We start from the raw sequence: 18,112 nt of genomic DNA on the forward strand, positions 1-18,112 counted from the left end.
TTTCAGGCGTCCTTATGAAAACTTGCACGTCACACGGCCTTGAGGGCAGAAAACTAGCTGGCGAGCGCCCGCCGGTAGCGCACCGCAACCGCGACCCAGAGCAGCACCGCTGCGGTGAGGCAGATGATGGGGGCAGAGGACGCTGCCAGGGCGGCCTGGCTGAGCTCGTCGAGGTTGTGGGTGGTGGGGTCCAGGCGAATGCCAATGCGCATGGGCCCGTAGATGAGCCCGGCGAAGCCGATGATCGTTAGGGCACCGGCCAGTAGGCGAACCGCGCGGGGGGCGAGGGCGAAGAAGGTGGGGAAAGCATCCAGCCAGAAGGCGGCAATCAGCAGGGGTAGCCAGATGTTGTGGTGGGACCAAGAAATGGGCGACATGGCCATCATGAGAAACCCGTTGAGGGCTATCTGGGAGAGCACCATGCCGTGGCGGTGCAGCACCGGAATGAGGTAGGCTACGCCCACCAGCAGGGCCAGAATAAGGCCGTAGCGCAACGCCGAGAGCAGCGGCCCTTCAGCAAGTCCCAGGTGCAGAAGCCAGCCCAGGGTGGAGATGTTATCGACATAGGCGATGTTGCCCACGCGGGAGGGGTCTGAGATGGCGAAGAACCAGAATTCGCGGGCGGTGGCGGGCATGAAGATGAACCCTGCCGCGACCGTGGCTGCGAAGGTGACGCCCAGGGTAAGCACCCCCTTGATGTCCCGGCGCATGAGCAGGATTAGGCCGAAGGCCAGCGGGGTGAGTTTGATACCGCCAGCGATACCGATGAGCACGCCGCGGGGCACCCGGGTGGCTGGGCGGAGCAGGTCGATGAGCACCAGCAGCAGGATTAGGGCGTTGATTTGGGCTAGGCCAATACCGCGGTCCCAGGGGCTAAACATGGTGATGCAGGTAGCCATCACTACAACCGTCGAGCGGCTACCCAGCAGAGCCTCGCCGGGTACGGTGATTCCGCGAGCGCGCGCGTGGTTAAGAATCAGCACCGAGATCCAGAGGGCTGCCAGGACGGCCAGGAGGGTCATAGCCCCGGCACCGGCCCATAGGGGCAGGAAAGCGAAGGGGGCGAAGACCATGACCGCAAAGGGCGGGTAGGTGAAGGGCAGGGTGATGGGCTGCCCGTCTTCGAGGTAGTAGTTGTAGAGGGTCTTGCCGGGGTAGAGGTCGCCGAAGACTACGCCTGCGCCGGTGCGGTAAACCTCGAAGTCTTGGCCGTTGAGGATCATGGAGTGGCGGATGTGCCACTGCATGACCGCTAGGAAGAAGATGCCGGTGAGGGCCGGCCAGATGATGTGCCGGGCGGGCAGGCGGGTAGTGAGGCTGAAGAGGGGCACCTGGGGCTACTTTTCGGTGGGGGCTGCGGCGTCCTGATCTGCAGTTTTGCGGACGGCTACCAGGTTGGTGCCGCGCTTAGTTTTGGCGCGGCCGGGTAGGCGTTTGGCAGGACGTTCCTCGGCGGCTTTCTTGGGCAGAGCGGCGATGCGCAGGGCGAGTTCGAGAACGAGCAGGCCGAGGGCTGCGTAGAAGACGTAGTAGGAGGGGTAGAAGTAATAGAGGCTGGCGCTCCACCCGGCGATGGTGGCGCCCAGGGCTACGACGGCGAGGGCGGCGATGATGATGTGGGCGAGGGGGAAGGCGCCGTTGTTTTCTTTGTTGCGCCAGGTGATGTAGATGGCCATGAGCGCAAAGAGTACGGGGAAGAAGATTTGACCGGAGAGGGCCATGGTGTCTTCGGTGTAGCGGAAGATACCGAGGGCCTGGACGATGGCGGTGGCGGCAAGGATGAGGGAGGCAGGCAGTGTTTTCACGGGAAACCAGTCTACCGGCTAGGCGGTGATGAAGTAGGTGATGGCGCAGATAGTGAAGATGGTGCCGGTGGTGAGGGCTGCGGCGAGTTCGATGAGGATGCCGATGCCCATTGATTTGAGGGCGGCCAGGGTGCTGCGTGCTGAGGTGGCGATATCGCCCTGGCTGCGCACGGTTTCGCTGAGCAGCAGGGCTACCGCGAAGCCGACGAAGAGGCCGACGACGGGGATCACGAACATGCCGATTACCGCGCCGAGCACGCCCCAGAGAATAGAGCGGTTAGGAATGGCTCGCTGTTTGAGGGTCTTGCCGGTGAGTAGGGCCTGGGCGGCCATGCCCGCAATCATGATGGGAAGGCCTAGGCCGAGGAGCCACCAGCCTTCCGGCCCGCGCAGGGTAAGCCCCCAGAGCAGCACACCGCCGAGCACGGCGAAGGAGCCGGGCAGGATGGGGTAGACGATACCGACAATACCGACGGCAATGAGGACGACGGCGATAAGGGTCATCACGATAGCTAGGGTCATACTGTTCAGTTTACCGGTGCGGTTACTGGCAAGCATTGGGCATGCCGAAGCCTATTGGCCGGGGCTGGCGTGAATTGCGACGAGCCCCCAGGCGAGGAGCAAGAGGGTCGATAGGCAGAGGTATGCCCAATGCTTAGCTATCTCATCGTAAAACCACACTGATATAATCAGCATTACACATACAAGTTTTGGAGTAGAGATGCCAGATAAGGACGCCGCCCCCCGCCCCGGTTACCGCGAGCAGCTGACCCTGGGGACGCGTCCGCTCGATGCCCCCGGCGCACCTATCACCGACCGGCAGGCCCGCGATATCGCCACCGGCCGCCGCACCTGGCACCGCAGGGCTTCTAAGCCGGTGTCCCTGTGGATGTTCGCCCTGTTCATTGTGCTCATGACCCACCGGTGGGTTCCAGAGTCTCTTTGGCTGATGGTTCACATGGTCACCCTGGGTCTCATCACCAACTCGATTCTGGTGTGGTCCCAGCATTTCACCGAGGCCCTGCTCAAGCACAAGCTCCCCGACACCGCTCGACCGGTGCAGCTGGCCCGTATCTATGCCCTCAACGCCTCGATGGTGGTGCTGATGGTGGGTGTGGTCTTTTCTCTCTACCCGCTGACGGCGCTCGGATCGGTGGGCGTGGGCGCTGCGGTGACCTGGCACGGGGTTGCCCTGCTACAGCAGATGCGTGCTGCCCTACCTGCCCGCTTTGGGGTGACGATTCGCTATTACATTGCGGCCTCCTGGCTTCTGCCGGTGGGTGCTACTTTTGGTGCCCTGCTGGCCTATGACGGGTTGAGTGCCACCTGGCACGGTCGTCTTTTGCTGGCCCACGAGGCTATCAATGTGCTGGGCTTTGTGGGTATCACGGTGGTGGGTACCCTGATGACCCTCTGGCCTACCATGCTGCGCACGGTTATGGTGCCGGACGCCGTTGCCCGCTCTACCCGCGCCCTGGCAGGTCTGTGTACGGGGCTGGGGCTCACCGTGGCAGGTGCCCTTATCGGCCTTACCTGGCTGGCCGTTGCCGGTCTGCTTCTCTACGCAGCCGCCCTGGCGCTCGTCCTTACCCTGATGGTGCGCACCACCACCGCCAAGAAACCCTCCGACTACGCCACCTTCTCAGTAGCCGCCGGTATGATCTGGCTGACCGTCGGCGTCCTCTTCTCCGCCTACCTGGTGGCAACCTCCCCCTTTGACTCCCTGACCCTGCGCCCGGTCACCCCCATGTTTGTTGCCGGTTTTCTAGCCCAAACCCTGCTGGGTGCCATGACCTGCCTACTGCCTGCCCGTATGGGCGGCGGCCCCAAGGCCGTCCGCGCCGCCAACAAGGAGTTCAACCGTTTCGCGGCGGGCCGCACCGTCATGGTCAACCTCTCCCTGCTCATCTTCATCCTGCCGGTTGCTCTCACCGGCTCTTGGGTGCGCACCGGCGTCTCCCTGCTCGGAGCCTTTACCCTCTTCGCCTTCATCCCCCTCATGATGCGCGGGGTGCGGGCCTCCGTCAGTGCGCGCAAGGCCATGATTCAGGCCCGGGCCCGCGGCGAGGCCCCCACCCCCGACCCCGAGGCACTCACACCGACTCCCGTACCCCACCTGCGTAATGCCCTCATCGGTGCCCTGGCTGTGGCTCTGATCGTAGCCTTAGGGGTCGCGGTTGACCCGGCGGCACGCGCACGACTTGCCGCGCCATCGTCCGCCGGGAGTGCCACCGGCCAGACCACCACCCTGGCCGTCGAAGCCACCGCCGACATGCGCTTTACCCCCGACACCGCAGAGGTACCGGCAGGCAACCGCCTGGTCATTGAGGTCACCAACACCGACACCAAGAACGCCCACGACCTCACCTTCTCCAACGGAGCCACCACCGGCCGCATCGACCCCGGGGCAACCAAGAGCGTGGACGTCGGCATCATCACCGGTGACCTAGAGGGCTGGTGCTCGGTTGTCGGGCACAAGGCTATGGGCATGACCTTCACGGTGGTAGCAAGCGGGGCGGACGCCGCCCAGGCGGGCACCAGCGCCGCCGACAGTTCAGCCCACGCCGGGCACAGCACCGGCGGGGTGACCGACTCGGTACTAGCCCCCACCGATATTGACCTGCAGGGCGATATCTCTGAAAGCTACCAGACCCGCGACGCCACCCTGGCTCCCGTAGCCGACGGTGAAAGCATCGACGGTCGCACCGTGCACCGCCAGACCCTGGATGTGCAGGAGCTCCCCCGTGAAATCGCCCCCGGGGTCAATCTCAACGCCTGGACCTTCAACGGCTCCTACATGGGCCCCACCCTGCGCGGGCGCGTGGGTGATATTTTTGAAATTACACTCGTCAACAACGGGAGCATGGGGCACTCGGTAGACTTCCACGCCGGAACCGTCTCCCCCGACGAAGTTATGCGCACCATCGCCCCCGGTGAATCTCTCACCTACCGTTTTGAAGCCGTGCGCTCGGGTATCTGGCTCTACCACTGCTCCACCATGCCCATGAGTACCCACCTGGCAACGGGCATGTTTGGGGCGGTCATCATCGACCCCGCCGACCTGCCCCAGGTCGACCGCGAATACCTGCTGGTGCAGTCAGAGGTAGCCCTCACCGAAACCACGAGCACCCAAACGTCCACCACCGACCCGGGCGAGGGCGTCCTCACCGACATCTCCCCCGAAGGCCTCGCCGCTGGCACCCCCACCCTCACCCTCTTCAACGGCCACGCCACCCAGTACCTACGCGACCCGCTCACCGCCCGCGTCGGCGAGCGCGTGCGCATCTGGGTGCTCAATGCCGGGCCCAACGGGGAGCTGAGCTTCCATGTGGTGGGTAGCCAGTTCGACACGGTCTACAAGGAAGGCGGCTACCTACTACAGGACGGCGTAGACGCATTTGGTTCCAGCGGGGGCGGCGCCCAAGCCCTCGACCTTTCAGCCGCCCAGGGCGGCTTCGTCGAAATGGTCTTTGCCGAACCGGGCACCTACACCTTCGTCAACCACAACTTTGCCGCCGCCGAACGCGGGGCCCGCGGGCAGATTGTCGTCACCGGAGAATAAGAAAAGCGCGCCTGTGCGGGCAAGAAAGTTTTCCAGTAGTCTTGACCTGATGACAAGTGAACGCACCAAGCCCAACCTCGCCCTGCGCATCGGCGCGGGGCTGGTCGCGCACTGGCAGATTGTGGCATCGGCGGTGCTGATGTCGGCCGGTGTCGTGGGGCTTTCTGCTACCTACGAGGACTACTGCGGGCAGACCGACCTGACCTACGCCCCCACAGAACTGCGGGACGACATTGAAGCTGCCGCCCAGGTTTCCGGTTTCCGCGCAGGCGTGCTGGCAGCCCAGCTCGAAACCGAATCAGGCTGGGTCACCACCGCCCAGTCCCACGCAGGCGCTCACGGTCTAGCCCAGTTCACCCAAGACACCTGGGACATCTGGGGCGAGGGCGATATCAACAGCCCCGAAGACTCCATCGCCGCCCAGGGTCGCTACCTGGCCTACCTTTCGGAGCGCCTAGCCCCCTATGCCTCGGCTGAAACTTCGCTTCAGGATATTGTTCTAGCTGGCTACAACGCCGGGCCCGGTGCAGTCGAGGAATTTGGCGGCATCCCACCCTACTTTGAGACCCAAAACTACGTGGTCAAAATTGACGAGCTCGCCGCCACTAAATACGCGGTGACCTGCGCACCCGACCCCAGCTTCAAGCAGGCTACCCTGGTGCGCTAGGGGAGCCGTAAAATAAACATCTGTTATACATGTTTTGGCTTCTGTGGGCGATAATGGGAAAACCTAACCATTAAGGAGATTCCCGTGACCGCTTCGTCCGTTCCCTCAGATCAGCTCTTCCCGCAGGGCAAGCCCGCCCCTGCCGGTTCTTTCACCGGCCAAGCATATATGCACCCGCTGGCACCCAGCAGCCAGCTCCAGTCGCTAGCCGTTACCTTCGAGGCTGAAGCCCGCACCAACTGGCACACCCACGACGTCGGCCAGCTTATTGTGGTGACCTCCGGCATCTGCATTTACCAGCTCGAAGGCCAGGAACCCCAGACCCTCACACCCGGTGAGGCCTTCTTCTTTGAACCGGGCGTCAACCACTGGCACGGAGCCACCAGCGACGGGCCCATGACCCACATCGCCGTCACCCCCTTCAACGAGGAGGGCGAATTCGTTAACTGGGGCGAACCCGTCGACGAGGCCACCTACACCGGCTAGCACCCCGGGAGGTTCACCCGCAGTTAAGCATAAAACCCCGCAGTTAAGTGCGGGGTTTTACGCTTAAGTACGGGGTTATACGGACGTTGGTGATGAGACAGCGCGCCGTCAGATTGCGGACGCCGCCGCACTCACCTACCTCACGACAACCTTCACCGAGGAATAACCTGCCACCGGGAACTGAGCATTCACGGTAGACTCCACCGTGATTGACTCCGTCGCTGCAAGCAACTCTTCAACCAGTACGCGCAGCTCCAACCGAGCTAGAGGAGCCCCGGGGCACACGTGAATTCCCGCGCCATAGGTCAGGTTCATCGACTGATCGCGATCAGGGCGGTAGTCCAGGGCATCCTCAAAAGCGTCCTCATCACGGTTAGCCGATGTCCAGTTGATGGTCACCGGGCATCCAGCAGGAATCGTACGACCGCCGACTTCAACATCGGCAGTTGTTACACGGCGGTTAGCAACGAGGGGATCTTGCAAACGCAAGATCTCTTCCACCGCGTGACCAATATATTCGGGATGCTGCCGCAAGCGGTCAGCCTCACACTGGTGCTCGCCCAAAAAGTTCACGATGACTCCCACGATAGCTGAAACCGTTGACAGCTCCCCGACCGTCCAGTTTCGAATGAGAGAGACAATTTCTTCATCCGTCATGACGCGAGGTTCCTGCCCCGGCAACTCCACACGATCGTGCAGGAGCTCGGCGGTGACGTCCTGAAGCGCAGGGTTCATCCGCCGTTCATCCAGAAGAGTCCGAATATAGCCGTCAAATTCCACGGCAACCGAGGCAATCTCAGCCCGGTCACGCTTGAGGGTGGCCGACCGATTCTTGTTCATCCAGGCAATCAGAGCTTCTTCAAGACTCTCTGGCCACCCCATAAAAGCATTTTGCACGCGCATGGCGTAGCGGGTGGCGAACTCCCCCATGATGTCAACCGTCTCACCACGAGGAGTATCACGAACAAGCTGCCGCACCACTTCACGAATCTGCGGCTCAAAAGCCTGCATACGCTCTGGGGTGAAGTACTTATCGTTGATAGCCCTGAAAGCAGTGTGTTCAGGTGCGTCCATTCCGTTGGGAACCGCTATATGGCGGGTCGATACCCGGTTAGAGAACAGTTCAGGATGTTCAAGGGCATACCGGACATCTTCATTTTTGAAGAGGGTATAGCCCATGAATTCATCGTGAGCGACAGGGCACCGGGTACGCATGGAATCGTAGGCTGCAATCTGGTCTTCTTGCACCTCAGGTGAGCGGGAGTTCCAGTCATAGTATGTTTCTTCAGTTTGTTGAGTCATTAGTCTCCCCTTCACAGCGGTAATTAGCATTAGATATGCAATATATTTCTATTTCGAAACTATCAGACCTACGCAGAAAACACACCCGCCACCTTCGTATACTTGGCCACACCAGCTAACCCGCAGGCCTTAAACAAGGACGCCGCCACCCGCTTTCCTGCCTCAGGGCAGGGGCGCGGGTGGCGGCGTCCTTACTCAAAAGCCCTACCGGGGAAGCCTAGCGCTTCTGGTAGAGAGCCTTCTTCTGGAACTTGGGGTCAGAGGTGACCAGCATGCCCAGGGAGCGGAAGATGCCCTCGTCCACCGAACCCAAAATGGTGGTGGTGTGCACGTCAGCGCCACGCAGGTTCTTAATCTGCTCAAGGGCAGCGCGGGCATCCTCGTCGTGGGCCGCAGAGGTTGAGAGGGCAATCAGCACCTCGTCGGTGTGCAGGCGGGGGTTCTGGCTACCCAGGTGCAGGGTCTTCAGGCGCTGGATGGGTTCCAGGGCCTCGTTGGACAGCAGGTGCTTGTTGTCGTCCAGGCCAGCCAGGTGCTTGAGGGCGTTGAGCAGGGCAACAGCCGAGCAGCCGAGCAGGTCGGTGGTTTTACCGGTGATGATGGTTCCATCTGCCAGCTCGATCGCCGCACCGGGGGCACCGGTGGTTTCTTCCCGCAGACGGGCGGGGGTGACAACCGGGCGGTCGGTTTCCTTAATACCGGCCTTAGCCATAACCACGGCAGCGCGGTCTGACTGGGTAGAATCCAGGCCGCCGCGGGCCTCGTCCACCAGGGCCTTGAAGTAACGGCGGATAATCTCCTGCTCAGAAGCGTACCGGCAGGCGGCGTCATCGGTGATGCAGTTACCGGCCATGTTCACGCCCATGTCGGTGGGTGATTGGTAGGGGGTGGTGCCGGTCATCTTCTGCAGCAGCACCTTGAGCAGGGGGAAGGCCTCAACGTCGCGGTTGTAGTTGACGGTGGACTCGCCGTAAGCGGTCAGGTGGAAGTGGTCGATGACGTTAGCGTCATCCAGGTCAACCGTGGCTGCTTCGTAGGCCAGGTTGACGGGGTGCTCTAGGGGCAGGTTCCAGATAGGGAAGGTCTCGAACTTGGCATAGCCTGCCTTCACACCGCGCTTGTTCTCGTGATAGACCTGCGACAGGGCGGTTGCCAGCTTGCCGGAACCAGGGCCGGGGGCGGTAACGACCACCAGGTCGCGGGTGGTTTCGGCGAACTCGTTGCGGCCCAGGCCATCCTCGCTCACGATCAGGTCGGTGTTGGTGGGGTAGCCGGGAATGACGCGGTGACGCGAAACCTTCAGACCCAGGCGCTCCAGGCGCTGCTTGAAGGCAACAGCCTTGGCGTTGTCGTCCTCCATCTGGGTAAGCACCACGTGCTCCACCAGAAAGCCGCGGTCGCGGAAGACATCGACCAGGCGCAGCACGTCGTCCTCGTAGGTGATGCCCAGGTCAGCACGGATTTTGTTGCGCTGCAGGTCTTTGGCGTTGAGGCAGATAAGAATTTCTACCTCATCGCGGATTTGCTCCAACATCGCAATCTTGTTGTCGGGTGTGAAGCCGGGCAGCACACGGGAGGCGTGCATGTCGTCAAAGAGTTTGCCACCCATTTCGAGGTAGAGCTTGCCGCCTATTTCTTCGCGGCGCTCCTGGATGTGTCGAGACTGCATCTCGATGTACTTCTCACGGTCAAAACCAATTTTGTTCACCATGGAATTCAAGCCTATCAAGACCATGGGTGCGAGCGCCCGCGTCCCGACCGCGTGGCGGCGGTGAGGGCGGGCACGTACAGTACCCCGGTGGAATTTACTGCACGCTTTCTCTAGCTGTGGGTCAGTTGGTTAACTCTCTGATTTGATAGGCCGAGCAGCTTTGCCGTTTCTTTTTGGTTATACCCGCGGTCAAGAAGCCCTTGCACGGTCTGCCGAGCCAGCCGAGCCGCAATAGCTTGCTCCTCACGAGCTTTACGGTCGCGCTCTTTCGAGCCTTCCCAGACAACCCTGATATCTGCGGGCATGATGTAGTCAATGAGCAACCTGTAGCTACCGGGCTTCTGCTCGGTCACCAGCTCAATCACTTCCTGGGCAGCGCGTTCAACATCATCAAGTTTGGCAGCTTGACCTGCGCTGTCGAGGCTAGGGATATCAACCAGCCACCAGCGTCCGTCCTTACGGGCTGTTGCTTTAATTTCTTGCATTTTTCTACCTCCAGTCATGAGCCTCAGGCGGCAGTATTTTAATAAGCTTCTATCGCTTGCTCATTTTTAAAATCTATACCCCCTTGATTGAAAAATCAAGGGGGTATAGATGATTTACTTCTCTAGGTGCAACAGCCGCTCGGGGTAGTCGGTGAAGACGCCGGTGGTGCCCCAGTTTTTGAGCTCGTTGGCGCGGGCGGGGCTGTTGACCGTCCAGACGTTAACCTCATACCCGGCTTCGCGCAGGGCGCGGACGGTCGCGCGGGTCAGGCCCCGGTCTTCCAGGTGGGCGGCGCTGGCGTCGATGAGTTCTAGAACGGAGCGCCAGTCAGGCTGGAACATCTCGGTGACGAAGAGGGCCCCCACCGCATACTGCGGGGCGCAGCGTTTGAACTCGGCCAGGAGCAGGTGGTTGAAGGAGGAGACGATCACCTCCCGCTCCGACTGCAGGTGGGCTAGCTCTTCGATTACTCTATCGATGAGTAGGCGGGAACGCCCTGCCCCCTGTTCGTTGGATTTCAGTTCGATGTTAAGGTTGAGCCCGCGCTCACTGGCCAGATCAATCAGCTGGGCCAGAGTGGGCACTGCCTCCCCCGCCGTGTCGGGCGAAAACCAGGCGCCGGCGTCCGCCCCGGAAAGCTGCTCGGCGGTGTAGCTGTAGAGGGGGCCGGTGAGGTTGGTGGTGCGGTCGAGGTCGGTGTCGTGCAGCAGGACGGGCGTGCCGCAGGCGGCGATGTCAACGTCGGTTTCGACCCAGGTCGCCCCGGAGTCAGCTGCGGCGGCGAAGGCGGCGAGGGTGTTTTCAGGGCGGGTTCCGGACGCCCCGCGGTGAGCAAAAATACGCATGGCACCAGTATGGGGCAGGGAGGTTAACGAAAGGTGCCCCGCCATAGGCCTCTGTGCAGGGTTCTTGGGCTGTGTGCAGGGAAAACTCTGCACACAGCCCAAGAACCCTGCACAGACGAATGCGACCTCTTTTCCCGCGCGGGTGACGCTTGAACACCCGCTCGGGAAAAGAGGTCGCATTCGACCGAGAGCTCTAGCCCTTCAGCACCTCAGCCAGCCTCTTCACGCCCTCGGTCAGGGCGTCCGGCTCAATCGCTGAGAAGGCGATACGCAGCTGGTTGGCGCCGGGGTTGCGCGAAACACCATCAGAACCAACCACCGGCTCGTAGAAAGCCGAGCCGGGAATGAAGACCACACCGGCGTCGATTGCGGGGGCGAGGGCGTCCGTCGCGTCCTCGTACTTGCCGCCGGCGGGCAGGGTCAGCCAGGTGAAGAAACCACCCTCGGGTACCGTCCAGGTGGTGCCTTCGGGCATGTACTTCTCGCAGGCGTCCAGCACGGCCTTGCAGCGGGCCTCGTAGAGGGCTGCGGTGGCGCGGGTGTGGGACTCCCACAGGCCCTCGCTCATGAAGCCCAGCACCAGGCGCTGCGAGAGCACCGATGGGCAAATCGTCACGGCTTCGCCCGCAATCTGCAGGAACTTACGCACGCGGAAGGGCGCGACCATCCAGCCCACGCGCACGCCGGGCGAGAAAACCTTCGAGAAGGAGCCCAGGTAGAGCACGTTCTCAGGATCCAGAGAATAGAGGGAGCGGCGGTGTTCCCCGCTGAAGGAGAGCTGGCCGTAGGGGTTATCCTCAACAATCAGCAGGTCAGCTTCGCGGCAGATACGCACCAGCTCAGCCCGGCGCTCCTCCGACAGGGAAATTCCGGTGGGGTTCTGAAAGTTAGGGATGGTGTAGAGGAACTTAACCTGCTTACCCTCAGCCCGAATCGCCTCAATAGCCCGAGCGACGGCGGCGGGGTCGAGGCCGTCCGCGTCCAGGGGTACCTGGCGGACATCTGCCTGGTAGCCTTCAAAGACGCCCAGGGCGCCGGTGTAGGTGGGGCCCTCTGCCAGGATTACGTCGCCGGGGTTGACGAAGAGTTTGGTGGCCAGGTCCAGGCCCATCTGGGAGCCCGCGGTCATCTGAATGTCATCGACCGCCGGGCGGGCACCTTCCGATTCCATGAAGTCGCACACCAGCTCGGCCAGGGCTTCAAGGCCGGCACCTGAGCCGTACTGCAGGACTTCCAGGCCCTCTTCTTCGATAATGCGGGCGCTCATAGCCCCGAGTCGGTCGAGGGGTAGCAGGTCAAGATCTGGGTTGCCGCCTGCCAGGGAAATAATGCCGGGGCGCATGGCCACCTCGAAGACGTCGCGCACAGCGGACGGGCGGAACCCGGCGGCACGGTCAGCGAAGTGGCGCATGATGCGGGCTTCGGCAGGGTTGGCTTCGGCCAGTAGGGCTGCAATCTTGCTCATGGTTACTCCTTGCCGCCGTAGGTAATATCAGCGACGCCGGACGCCGGGGAGGTCGGCTCAGCCCCCACACCGGCGGCGTGTAGGGAGATGAGTTCGTAGACGGTGTGGGCAGCGGCGATGCCGGTCAGTTCGGCGTGGTCGTAGGCCGGGGACACTTCCACCACCTCGGAGCCCACCAGGTTGAGCCCGCGCAGGCCGCGCAGGATTTCCAGCAGTTCGCGGGAGGTGATGCCACCTGCTTCGGGGGTGCCGGTGCCGGGGGCGTGGGCGGGGTCGAGCACGTCGATGTCGATAGAGACATAGAGGGGCTTATCGCCAATGCGCTGCCGCAGGAGCTCAACGACCTTCTGCACGCCCAGGTAGTAGACGTCCGCGCTGGTGACGATGCCAAAGCCGAAGCGGGCGTCGTCCTCAAGGTCTTCGCTGCCGTAGAGGGGGCCGCGGGTGCCCACGTGGCAGAGGGCGTCGGTGTCGAGCAGGTCTTCTTCGAAGGCGCGGCGGAAGGGGGTGCCGTGGGTGTATTCGGCGCCGAAGTAGGTGTCCCAGGTGTCCAGGTGGGCGTCGAAATGCAGCAGGGCGATTTTGCCCTGCTTCTTGGCCAGGTTGCGCAGGTTGGCGAGCGCTACGGTGTGGTCGCCGCCGATGGTGATCAGGCGGGCGCCGTCCTTGGTCAGTTCGTGGGCTCCTGCCTCAAACATGGCGAGGGCTTCTTCGATGTTGAAGGGGTTGCCGATGATGTCACCGGCGTCGGCCACCTGGGCTTCCTTGAAGGGGGAGATGTTGGCAGCCGGGTTGAAGGGGCGCAACAGGCGGGAGGATTCGCGTACATGGTTGGAGCCGAAGCGGGCGCCGGGGCGGTAGGAGACGCCGGAGTCCCAGGGCATACCGGCCACGACGATGTCGGCTTTCTCGACCTGGTCCAGGCGGGGCAGGCGGGCGAAGGTGGCAGGCCCGGCCCAGCGGGGTACTTGGGCGGCGTTGACGGGGCCGATGCGTTCGACGCCGTCGGCTCCGGTGGCGATGACGCGGTTGGGGTCAGCTGAGAAGAAGGCTTGAGTCACGGGTTCTCCAAGAGGGTTAGGGCGCGGGTAGCTGGCTTAGTGCGCGGGGCAGCTTGGGTGCGGGGGTAAGCCCTGCCCCAATGTGGCCGGGCGCACTATAATTGCTACCACTATAACCCGCCTGCGAGGCAGCAGCTGGGTAGGTTCTCCAGCTGGCAGGCCTGCGCTACCGATACTTATTCAGGTGCCGGTAAAGCTATGCCAAGCTGCCGGTGGCACCTGGGCGGGGGGCAAGCGTCCTTACCGCTCAGGGCGGGGATGGGGGTGCATAAATTTGCAGCAGGGCGGGCATAAAAAATATGAGGGCACTATGGCGCAAAGTCCCACACTTTTATGTGCAGCCGGTTTGCCCCTGGTCTTCTTGGATTCGCCACCAGCTGGTGTGGCTTTGGTGTGGTTCTAGTTCAATGAGGTCTGTGCCGCTGTTGAAGGCGTTTGCGGGGGCTGTCATGGGTTCAGCAGCAAGGGCTCGCCGCTGAGTTCCGTCTGTATAGAACTGCAACCATTCGATACCGTCTCCGATTGTTAGTCGGGTGGCTTCACCGCTGGGAGCGGTGAGGACGATGTGTGCTTCTCCAGCAGTTTTTTGGATTCCTCCGAAGGCGTGGTCGAGATTTATGCCCTTGAGGGGGAGTGTATCTGGGAGATTGAGGTCTTCGGTGAGGGGGAGTTCCTGGGTGGGAATCATGGATTCGTTGACCTTGAGGTAGGTAGAGACAGGAGCAGTGAGGTTCCATGAGTCGACTGCGCCGGGGGTTTCCTGTTCTGTGCCTGCCATGAGGTAGGGGTGTGCACCGAGGGCGTAGGGGGCTGTTGTTTCTCCAGTATTGAGTGCGGTGAAGGTTGTGGTGAGCCCTTGGGCGGTGAGGGTGTAGGTTGCGGTGAGTTTGAGGGGGAAGGGATAGCCGGGTTGGGGTACTAGGTGGAGATTGGCAGTGACTGATGATGAGTCGGGGGTGTTAATTGCTTGGTTGAGTTCCCAGCGGGTCCAGTCAGCGAGTCCATGGATTGCATTTCTAAGGGTGGGTTCATTGATGGGCAGCTGGTACTCAACGCCCTTCCAGGTGTACCGGCCTTCTGCTATGCGGTTGGGCCAGGGGGCGAGGAGGGCGCCTCGGGCGGCTTCTCGTATTTTGTGTGGTGGGGCGGGGAGTACGAGCTGGCGCCCTTTGGGGGAAGTGAGCGATGAGAGGTTGGCACCGACTTCGGTAATTATTGCTTGGTAGCCGGAGTGTTTGAGGGTGACTGCGGCTCCCTGTGGCTGGTTCTGGGTGGAGGTGGACATGGGGTCTTACTCCTTCTCCGCGGATCGGGAGGGGGTGGCTACCAAGAACTCTGGGGGGTTGAAGCCTTCACGGTCGAATGCTTCTGCAACTGCTTCAGCGAGGTTCGCCAGGTTTTCAGTAGGAACCAGTGCAATAGCAGAGCCACCGAAGCCACCTCCTGTCATGCGGGCTCCTAGTGCTCCTGCTTCGCGGGCGGCGTTCACTGCGGTGTCTAGTTCGGGGCATGAGACTCGGTACTGGTCACGGAGGGAGTCGTGGGAGGCGTTGAGGAGTTCACCGAGCTTTTCCCATACGTCATCGGCTGGTGAGTTTACGTTGTCGAAGAGGGCGATACATTCTTCAACGCGGGCAATTTCGGTCCAGACATGGCGTAGGGCATCACGGATTACTGCCCGGTCTGTTCCGTCGGGCAGGTTGTAGGAGTCTACGTTGTTATCCCACTGTTCGATGAGATCTTGGGCTTCTTTGAGGGTGGGGATTCCTTGGAAAGCGTCTCGGAGGTGGTTCACGCCCAGGGCTTCGCGGGCAACCTCGGTTGCTGCCCGTCGGGCGGCGTATTGCCCGTCGGAGAGGTTGTGGTAGGCACGGGTGTCTATCACGAGTACGGAGAGGTTGGCTGAGGCGACATCGATGGTAAGAGAGCGGGTGGAGAAGTCGCGGCAGTCGATGGCGAGGACGGAGCCTTCTTCTGCACGGAGGGAAATTGACTGGTCCATGCCCCCTGTTGAGGCCCCTGCGATGTCGTTTTCTGCTTGGATACAGGCTGAGGCCAGTGCGGCACGTCCCTGGTCGGTGCTGGCGAGAAGTTCTCTAGTGGGCTGTTGGGCGGTTAGCAGGTCGTCAACGCCGAGAGCTACAGCGCACTCTAGGGCAGCTGATGATGAGAGTCCTGCGCCCAGGGGGACGGAAGAGTCGATGGCGATGTTGGCGCCGAACCCTTCCGGCGAGAAACCAGCAAAATCGCCCTGCTTTTGCTGTTGCATAGCCCAGGGAACACCTGCAACGTAGGAGAGCCAGCCGGAGAGGGGCTGGGTGCCCACCTCAGCAAACTGAACGGTTTCAGTATTGTTATCAGGGGCGGTTGAACCGGCATCACCCTGAGCGGTGACTGCCGTAATTTTTCCGTCTTGGCGGGGGGTCATTGCTACGAAGGTGCGTTGGGGAAGGGCAAAGGGAAGGACGGTGCCACCGCAGTAGTCGATGTGTTCGCCCAGAAGGTTGACGCGCCCAGGGGCTGAGTACACTCCGTAAGGGGCTTCCCCAAAGGAAGTATAGAAGCGGTCTTCGACGTTCTTGCGGAGTGTCTGTGCAGGTACGGTGTTCTTCCAGATAGCAGGCATGGTGTGTTTCCTTTATGCGTCAGAAGCAAGTTCTTTGAATCGGGTGGCGATACGCTCGGGTGTGGTGTCAGATACCCACGCGGCCATAGCGGATTCTGAGCCAGCCAGGTATTTCATCTTTCCGGGGGCACGCAAGAGGGAGAAAACGTGGAGGTACATGCGTGAGACGTTTTTTCCGCCGATGATGGGGGCCTGGTGCCAGGCTGAGATGTAGGGGAGTTTGTCTACCCCTTCGAAGAATTTGTCGAGTCGATGCAACAGGTCTAGGTACAGCTCGGTGAGTTCGTCTTTTTCTGCTTCGGTAAGTTCTGTGAAGTCACGAACCGGGCGTTTGGGCATGACCATAAGTTCTACAGGCCACTTGGCGGCATACGGTACATACGCCACAAAGGAGTCGGTTTTCCTAATGATTCGTTCTTCTGCTGCAAGTTCCGCAGCGAGAACATCTCCCAGGAGGTCTCCACCGGTTTCTGACGCCCATGCGTCTGCTCGCCGTGCAACAGAAGCTGTATAGGACGGCATGTAGGGGTAGGCGTAGATCTGACCGTGGGGGTGGGGCAGGGTTACACCAATTTCTTCTCCACGGTTTTCGAAAGGAAAGACCTGTACGACTCCGTCGAGGGCTGAGAGCTCCTTGGTGCGGTGGGTCCAAGCTTCTACAACGGTGCGTGCCCGTTCATAGCTGAGGGAGCCAAAAGAACCGTACTGGTCTGAGGTGAAGCTGATAACCTCGCAACGGCCACCTGGTGTGGTCTCCTTGAAAAGGGGCTCGTCTCGGAGGGTCTCTAGCGGCCCTTGCAGTGAAGGGAAACGGTTTTCAAAGACAACAACGTCATAGGATTCTTCCGGGATTTCACCGGGTACGGTTCCTACGCCAGCAGGTGCCAGGGGGTCCTCATCAGCAGGCGGCAGGAAGGTTCGGTTGTTGCGGTGAGCAGCGATAGCAATTGATTCGCCGGTCAGAGGGTCGGTACGCACGCAGGCAGCTTCGTGGGGAGGCAGAGTGCGAGGTTCCAGGGGGCGGGTATCACGGATGGTTCGGGTTTTCCGGCCTGAGACGTAGGGTTCAGAGTCATCGAAGAAGATGATTTCTCGCCCGTCTGCGAGGGTTCCTTTAGTAACTTTTACGTTGGTCATGCGGTAATCACCTTAGCTACGTTGTCGGATAGGAAGTTGTGTCGTTCCTGGGTGAGTTCGTCGGTGACGACGGTGTCGATGTCTGCCCAGGAGGCAAACCGGGATAGCCCAGCCACATTCCATTTACTGGAGTCGAAAACAGCCACGGTGTCGTGGGCGTTTGCGATAAAAGTTCTGTTAGTACTGGTCTCGTTCATGTTGGGGGTGTACATGCCTTTCAGAGTCACCCCGTGAGCACCCAGAAACAGAACATCGATGTTGAGGTTTGCCAGGGTTGCGTCCGCAAGCGGTCCAACGAAGGCGTCAGAGGGTGTGCGCTCACCGCCGATAAGGAGCACTTTGGGCTTGTTCTTTGTATCAGCTAACCCGTGGAAGAAGTCAGAGACGGGGAGGGAGTTCGTGACGATGGTGAGGTTCTCAAGCTCTGTGCGGGCAGCTATTTCTTGGGCAAGGCGTGCGCTGGTTGACCCTCCGCCGATTGCAATTGATTGGCCGCTGCGGACTAGCTGGGCTGCGGCCTTTGCAATTTTTGCTTTCGACTCTGCGTTGAGCGTGGTCTTCTCAGCAAAGATTGGCTCATGGGTAGATTCAGAGATGGTTGCACCTCCGTGAACCCTGCTCAGTAACCCCTGTTCTTCTAGTTCTGCCAGGTCACGGCGAATCGTCATCGCAGATACATTCAGCAGGCCAGCCAGATCTTGGACCTGAACAGTGCCTTTTTCCTGTACTTTTGCAACGATTGCGTTGTGGCGTTGTTGAGCCAGCACTTAAACCTCATTCCGGTTGTAACGACTTCTTCTAAACTGAACAATATCAAACAAAAACAAGCATTTCCAGAGCTAAAACATGCTCAAAATGAGTCTTTTGAACAAAAAGGAACGATTTTTTGTTCAGATATCTACAAAAAGCAACAATCTTGAACTAATATGAACACCGTAGGGCTTGAACCTCAGCCCTCT

16 protein-coding genes are annotated in these 18,112 nt (G+C 60.8%); 3 read left to right on the forward strand and 13 right to left on the reverse strand.

The features are described 5' to 3' along the window. Positions 1–53: 53 nt before the first annotated feature. The 3 genes from ACED88_RS05860 to ACED88_RS05870 are packed head-to-tail and all read right to left on the reverse strand — an operon-like array spanning position 54 to position 2,327. On the reverse strand, positions 54–1,331 hold the full coding sequence (locus ACED88_RS05860; RefSeq protein ID WP_449107654.1) for a glycosyltransferase 87 family protein: 1,278 nt from the start codon (positions 1,329–1,331) through the stop codon (positions 54–56). 6 nt (positions 1,332–1,337) lie between these two features. After that, positions 1,338–1,805, reverse strand: coding sequence for a hypothetical protein (locus ACED88_RS05865; protein WP_449107655.1), 468 nt, complete (start codon positions 1,803–1,805; stop codon positions 1,338–1,340). A gap of 18 nt (positions 1,806–1,823) precedes the next feature. After that, on the reverse strand, positions 1,824–2,327 hold the full coding sequence (locus ACED88_RS05870) for a DUF456 domain-containing protein (RefSeq protein WP_237209743.1): 504 nt from the start codon (positions 2,325–2,327) through the stop codon (positions 1,824–1,826). A gap of 199 nt (positions 2,328–2,526) precedes the next feature. On the opposite strand from ACED88_RS05870, the gene ACED88_RS05875 reads away from it, so the two are divergent. The 3 genes from ACED88_RS05875 to ACED88_RS05885 all read left to right on the forward strand — a co-directional run bounded on the left by ACED88_RS05875 (position 2,527) and on the right by ACED88_RS05885 (position 6,520). Continuing rightward, positions 2,527–5,367 (forward strand): multicopper oxidase domain-containing protein, encoded by a 2,841-nt coding sequence (locus ACED88_RS05875; protein ID WP_449107656.1) that lies wholly within the window; start codon positions 2,527–2,529, stop codon positions 5,365–5,367. A 49-nt stretch (positions 5,368–5,416) separates the two neighbouring features. Continuing rightward, positions 5,417–6,034: a lytic transglycosylase domain-containing protein gene (locus tag ACED88_RS05880; protein ID WP_449107657.1), complete on the forward strand. Its 618-nt coding sequence runs from the start codon at positions 5,417–5,419 to the stop codon at positions 6,032–6,034. Positions 6,035–6,118: 84 nt separating this feature from the next. Next, on the forward strand, positions 6,119–6,520 hold the full coding sequence (locus ACED88_RS05885; protein ID WP_449107658.1) for a cupin domain-containing protein: 402 nt from the start codon (positions 6,119–6,121) through the stop codon (positions 6,518–6,520). 135 nt (positions 6,521–6,655) lie between these two features. Here the strand turns inward: ACED88_RS05885 and ACED88_RS05890 are convergent, their stop codons facing one another. The 10 genes from ACED88_RS05890 to ACED88_RS05935 form a co-directional block, all read right to left on the reverse strand. Next, positions 6,656–7,822, reverse strand: coding sequence for a cytochrome P450 (locus tag ACED88_RS05890; RefSeq protein WP_449109034.1), 1,167 nt, complete (start codon positions 7,820–7,822; stop codon positions 6,656–6,658). 217 nt (positions 7,823–8,039) lie between these two features. Beyond that, positions 8,040–9,533, reverse strand: coding sequence for a DUF1846 domain-containing protein (locus tag ACED88_RS05895; protein WP_237205426.1), 1,494 nt, complete (start codon positions 9,531–9,533; stop codon positions 8,040–8,042). A 110-nt stretch (positions 9,534–9,643) separates the two neighbouring features. Continuing rightward, a complete protein-coding gene (locus ACED88_RS05900; RefSeq protein ID WP_237206967.1) occupies positions 9,644–10,018 on the reverse strand; it encodes a hypothetical protein in 375 nt (124 codons plus the stop codon). 114 nt (positions 10,019–10,132) lie between these two features. Continuing rightward, on the reverse strand, positions 10,133–10,864 hold the full coding sequence (locus ACED88_RS05905; protein ID WP_449109035.1) for a glycerophosphodiester phosphodiesterase family protein: 732 nt from the start codon (positions 10,862–10,864) through the stop codon (positions 10,133–10,135). 193 nt (positions 10,865–11,057) lie between these two features. After that, the gene (locus ACED88_RS05910; protein WP_449109036.1) at positions 11,058–12,329 is read right to left on the reverse strand and encodes an aminotransferase-like domain-containing protein; all 1,272 of its coding nucleotides are present in this window, start codon (positions 12,327–12,329) and stop codon (positions 11,058–11,060) included. Between the two features lie 2 nt (positions 12,330–12,331). After that, complete coding sequence (speB, locus tag ACED88_RS05915) at positions 12,332–13,351, reverse strand: agmatinase (RefSeq protein ID WP_449109077.1); 1,020 nt, start codon at positions 13,349–13,351, stop codon at positions 12,332–12,334. 370 nt (positions 13,352–13,721) lie between these two features. Next, positions 13,722–14,675 (reverse strand): aldose 1-epimerase family protein, encoded by a 954-nt coding sequence (locus ACED88_RS05920; protein ID WP_449109037.1) that lies wholly within the window; start codon positions 14,673–14,675, stop codon positions 13,722–13,724. A 6-nt stretch (positions 14,676–14,681) separates the two neighbouring features. Continuing rightward, positions 14,682–16,016, reverse strand: coding sequence for a galactokinase (galK, locus tag ACED88_RS05925; protein WP_449109038.1), 1,335 nt, complete (start codon positions 16,014–16,016; stop codon positions 14,682–14,684). 12 nt (positions 16,017–16,028) lie between these two features. Beyond that, positions 16,029–17,153: a galactose-1-phosphate uridylyltransferase gene (gene galT / locus ACED88_RS05930; protein WP_237186316.1), complete on the reverse strand. Its 1,125-nt coding sequence runs from the start codon at positions 17,151–17,153 to the stop codon at positions 16,029–16,031. Further along, complete coding sequence (locus tag ACED88_RS05935) at positions 17,150–17,920, reverse strand: DeoR/GlpR family DNA-binding transcription regulator (protein ID WP_237205416.1); 771 nt, start codon at positions 17,918–17,920, stop codon at positions 17,150–17,152. The genes galT and ACED88_RS05935 overlap by 4 nt, the downstream gene beginning before the upstream one ends. Between the last annotated feature and the right edge of the window lie 192 nt (positions 17,921–18,112).

It is taken from the genome of Rothia sp. 11273D007AR, from assembly GCF_053547255.1.

Coding starts and splice junctions, on each gene's coding strand:
- ACED88_RS05870 (WP_237209743.1), bottom strand. CDS start 2,327: ATGACCCTAGCTATCGTGATGACCCTTATCGCCGTCGTCCTCATTGCC.
- ACED88_RS05875 (WP_449107656.1), top strand. CDS start 2,527: ATGCCAGATAAGGACGCCGCCCCCCGCCCCGGTTACCGCGAGCAGCTG.
- ACED88_RS05880 (WP_449107657.1), top strand. CDS start 5,417: ATGACAAGTGAACGCACCAAGCCCAACCTCGCCCTGCGCATCGGCGCG.
- ACED88_RS05890 (WP_449109034.1), bottom strand. CDS start 7,822: ATGACTCAACAAACTGAAGAAACATACTATGACTGGAACTCCCGCTCA.
- ACED88_RS05895 (WP_237205426.1), bottom strand. CDS start 9,533: ATGGTGAACAAAATTGGTTTTGACCGTGAGAAGTACATCGAGATGCAG.
- ACED88_RS05900 (WP_237206967.1), bottom strand. CDS start 10,018: ATGCAAGAAATTAAAGCAACAGCCCGTAAGGACGGACGCTGGTGGCTG.
- ACED88_RS05905 (WP_449109035.1), bottom strand. CDS start 10,864: ATGCGTATTTTTGCTCACCGCGGGGCGTCCGGAACCCGCCCTGAAAAC.
- ACED88_RS05910 (WP_449109036.1), bottom strand. CDS start 12,329: ATGAGCAAGATTGCAGCCCTACTGGCCGAAGCCAACCCTGCCGAAGCC.
- ACED88_RS05920 (WP_449109037.1), bottom strand. CDS start 14,675: ATGTCCACCTCCACCCAGAACCAGCCACAGGGAGCCGCAGTCACCCTC.
- galK (WP_449109038.1), bottom strand. CDS start 16,016: ATGCCTGCTATCTGGAAGAACACCGTACCTGCACAGACACTCCGCAAG.
- galT (WP_237186316.1), bottom strand. CDS start 17,153: ATGACCAACGTAAAAGTTACTAAAGGAACCCTCGCAGACGGGCGAGAA.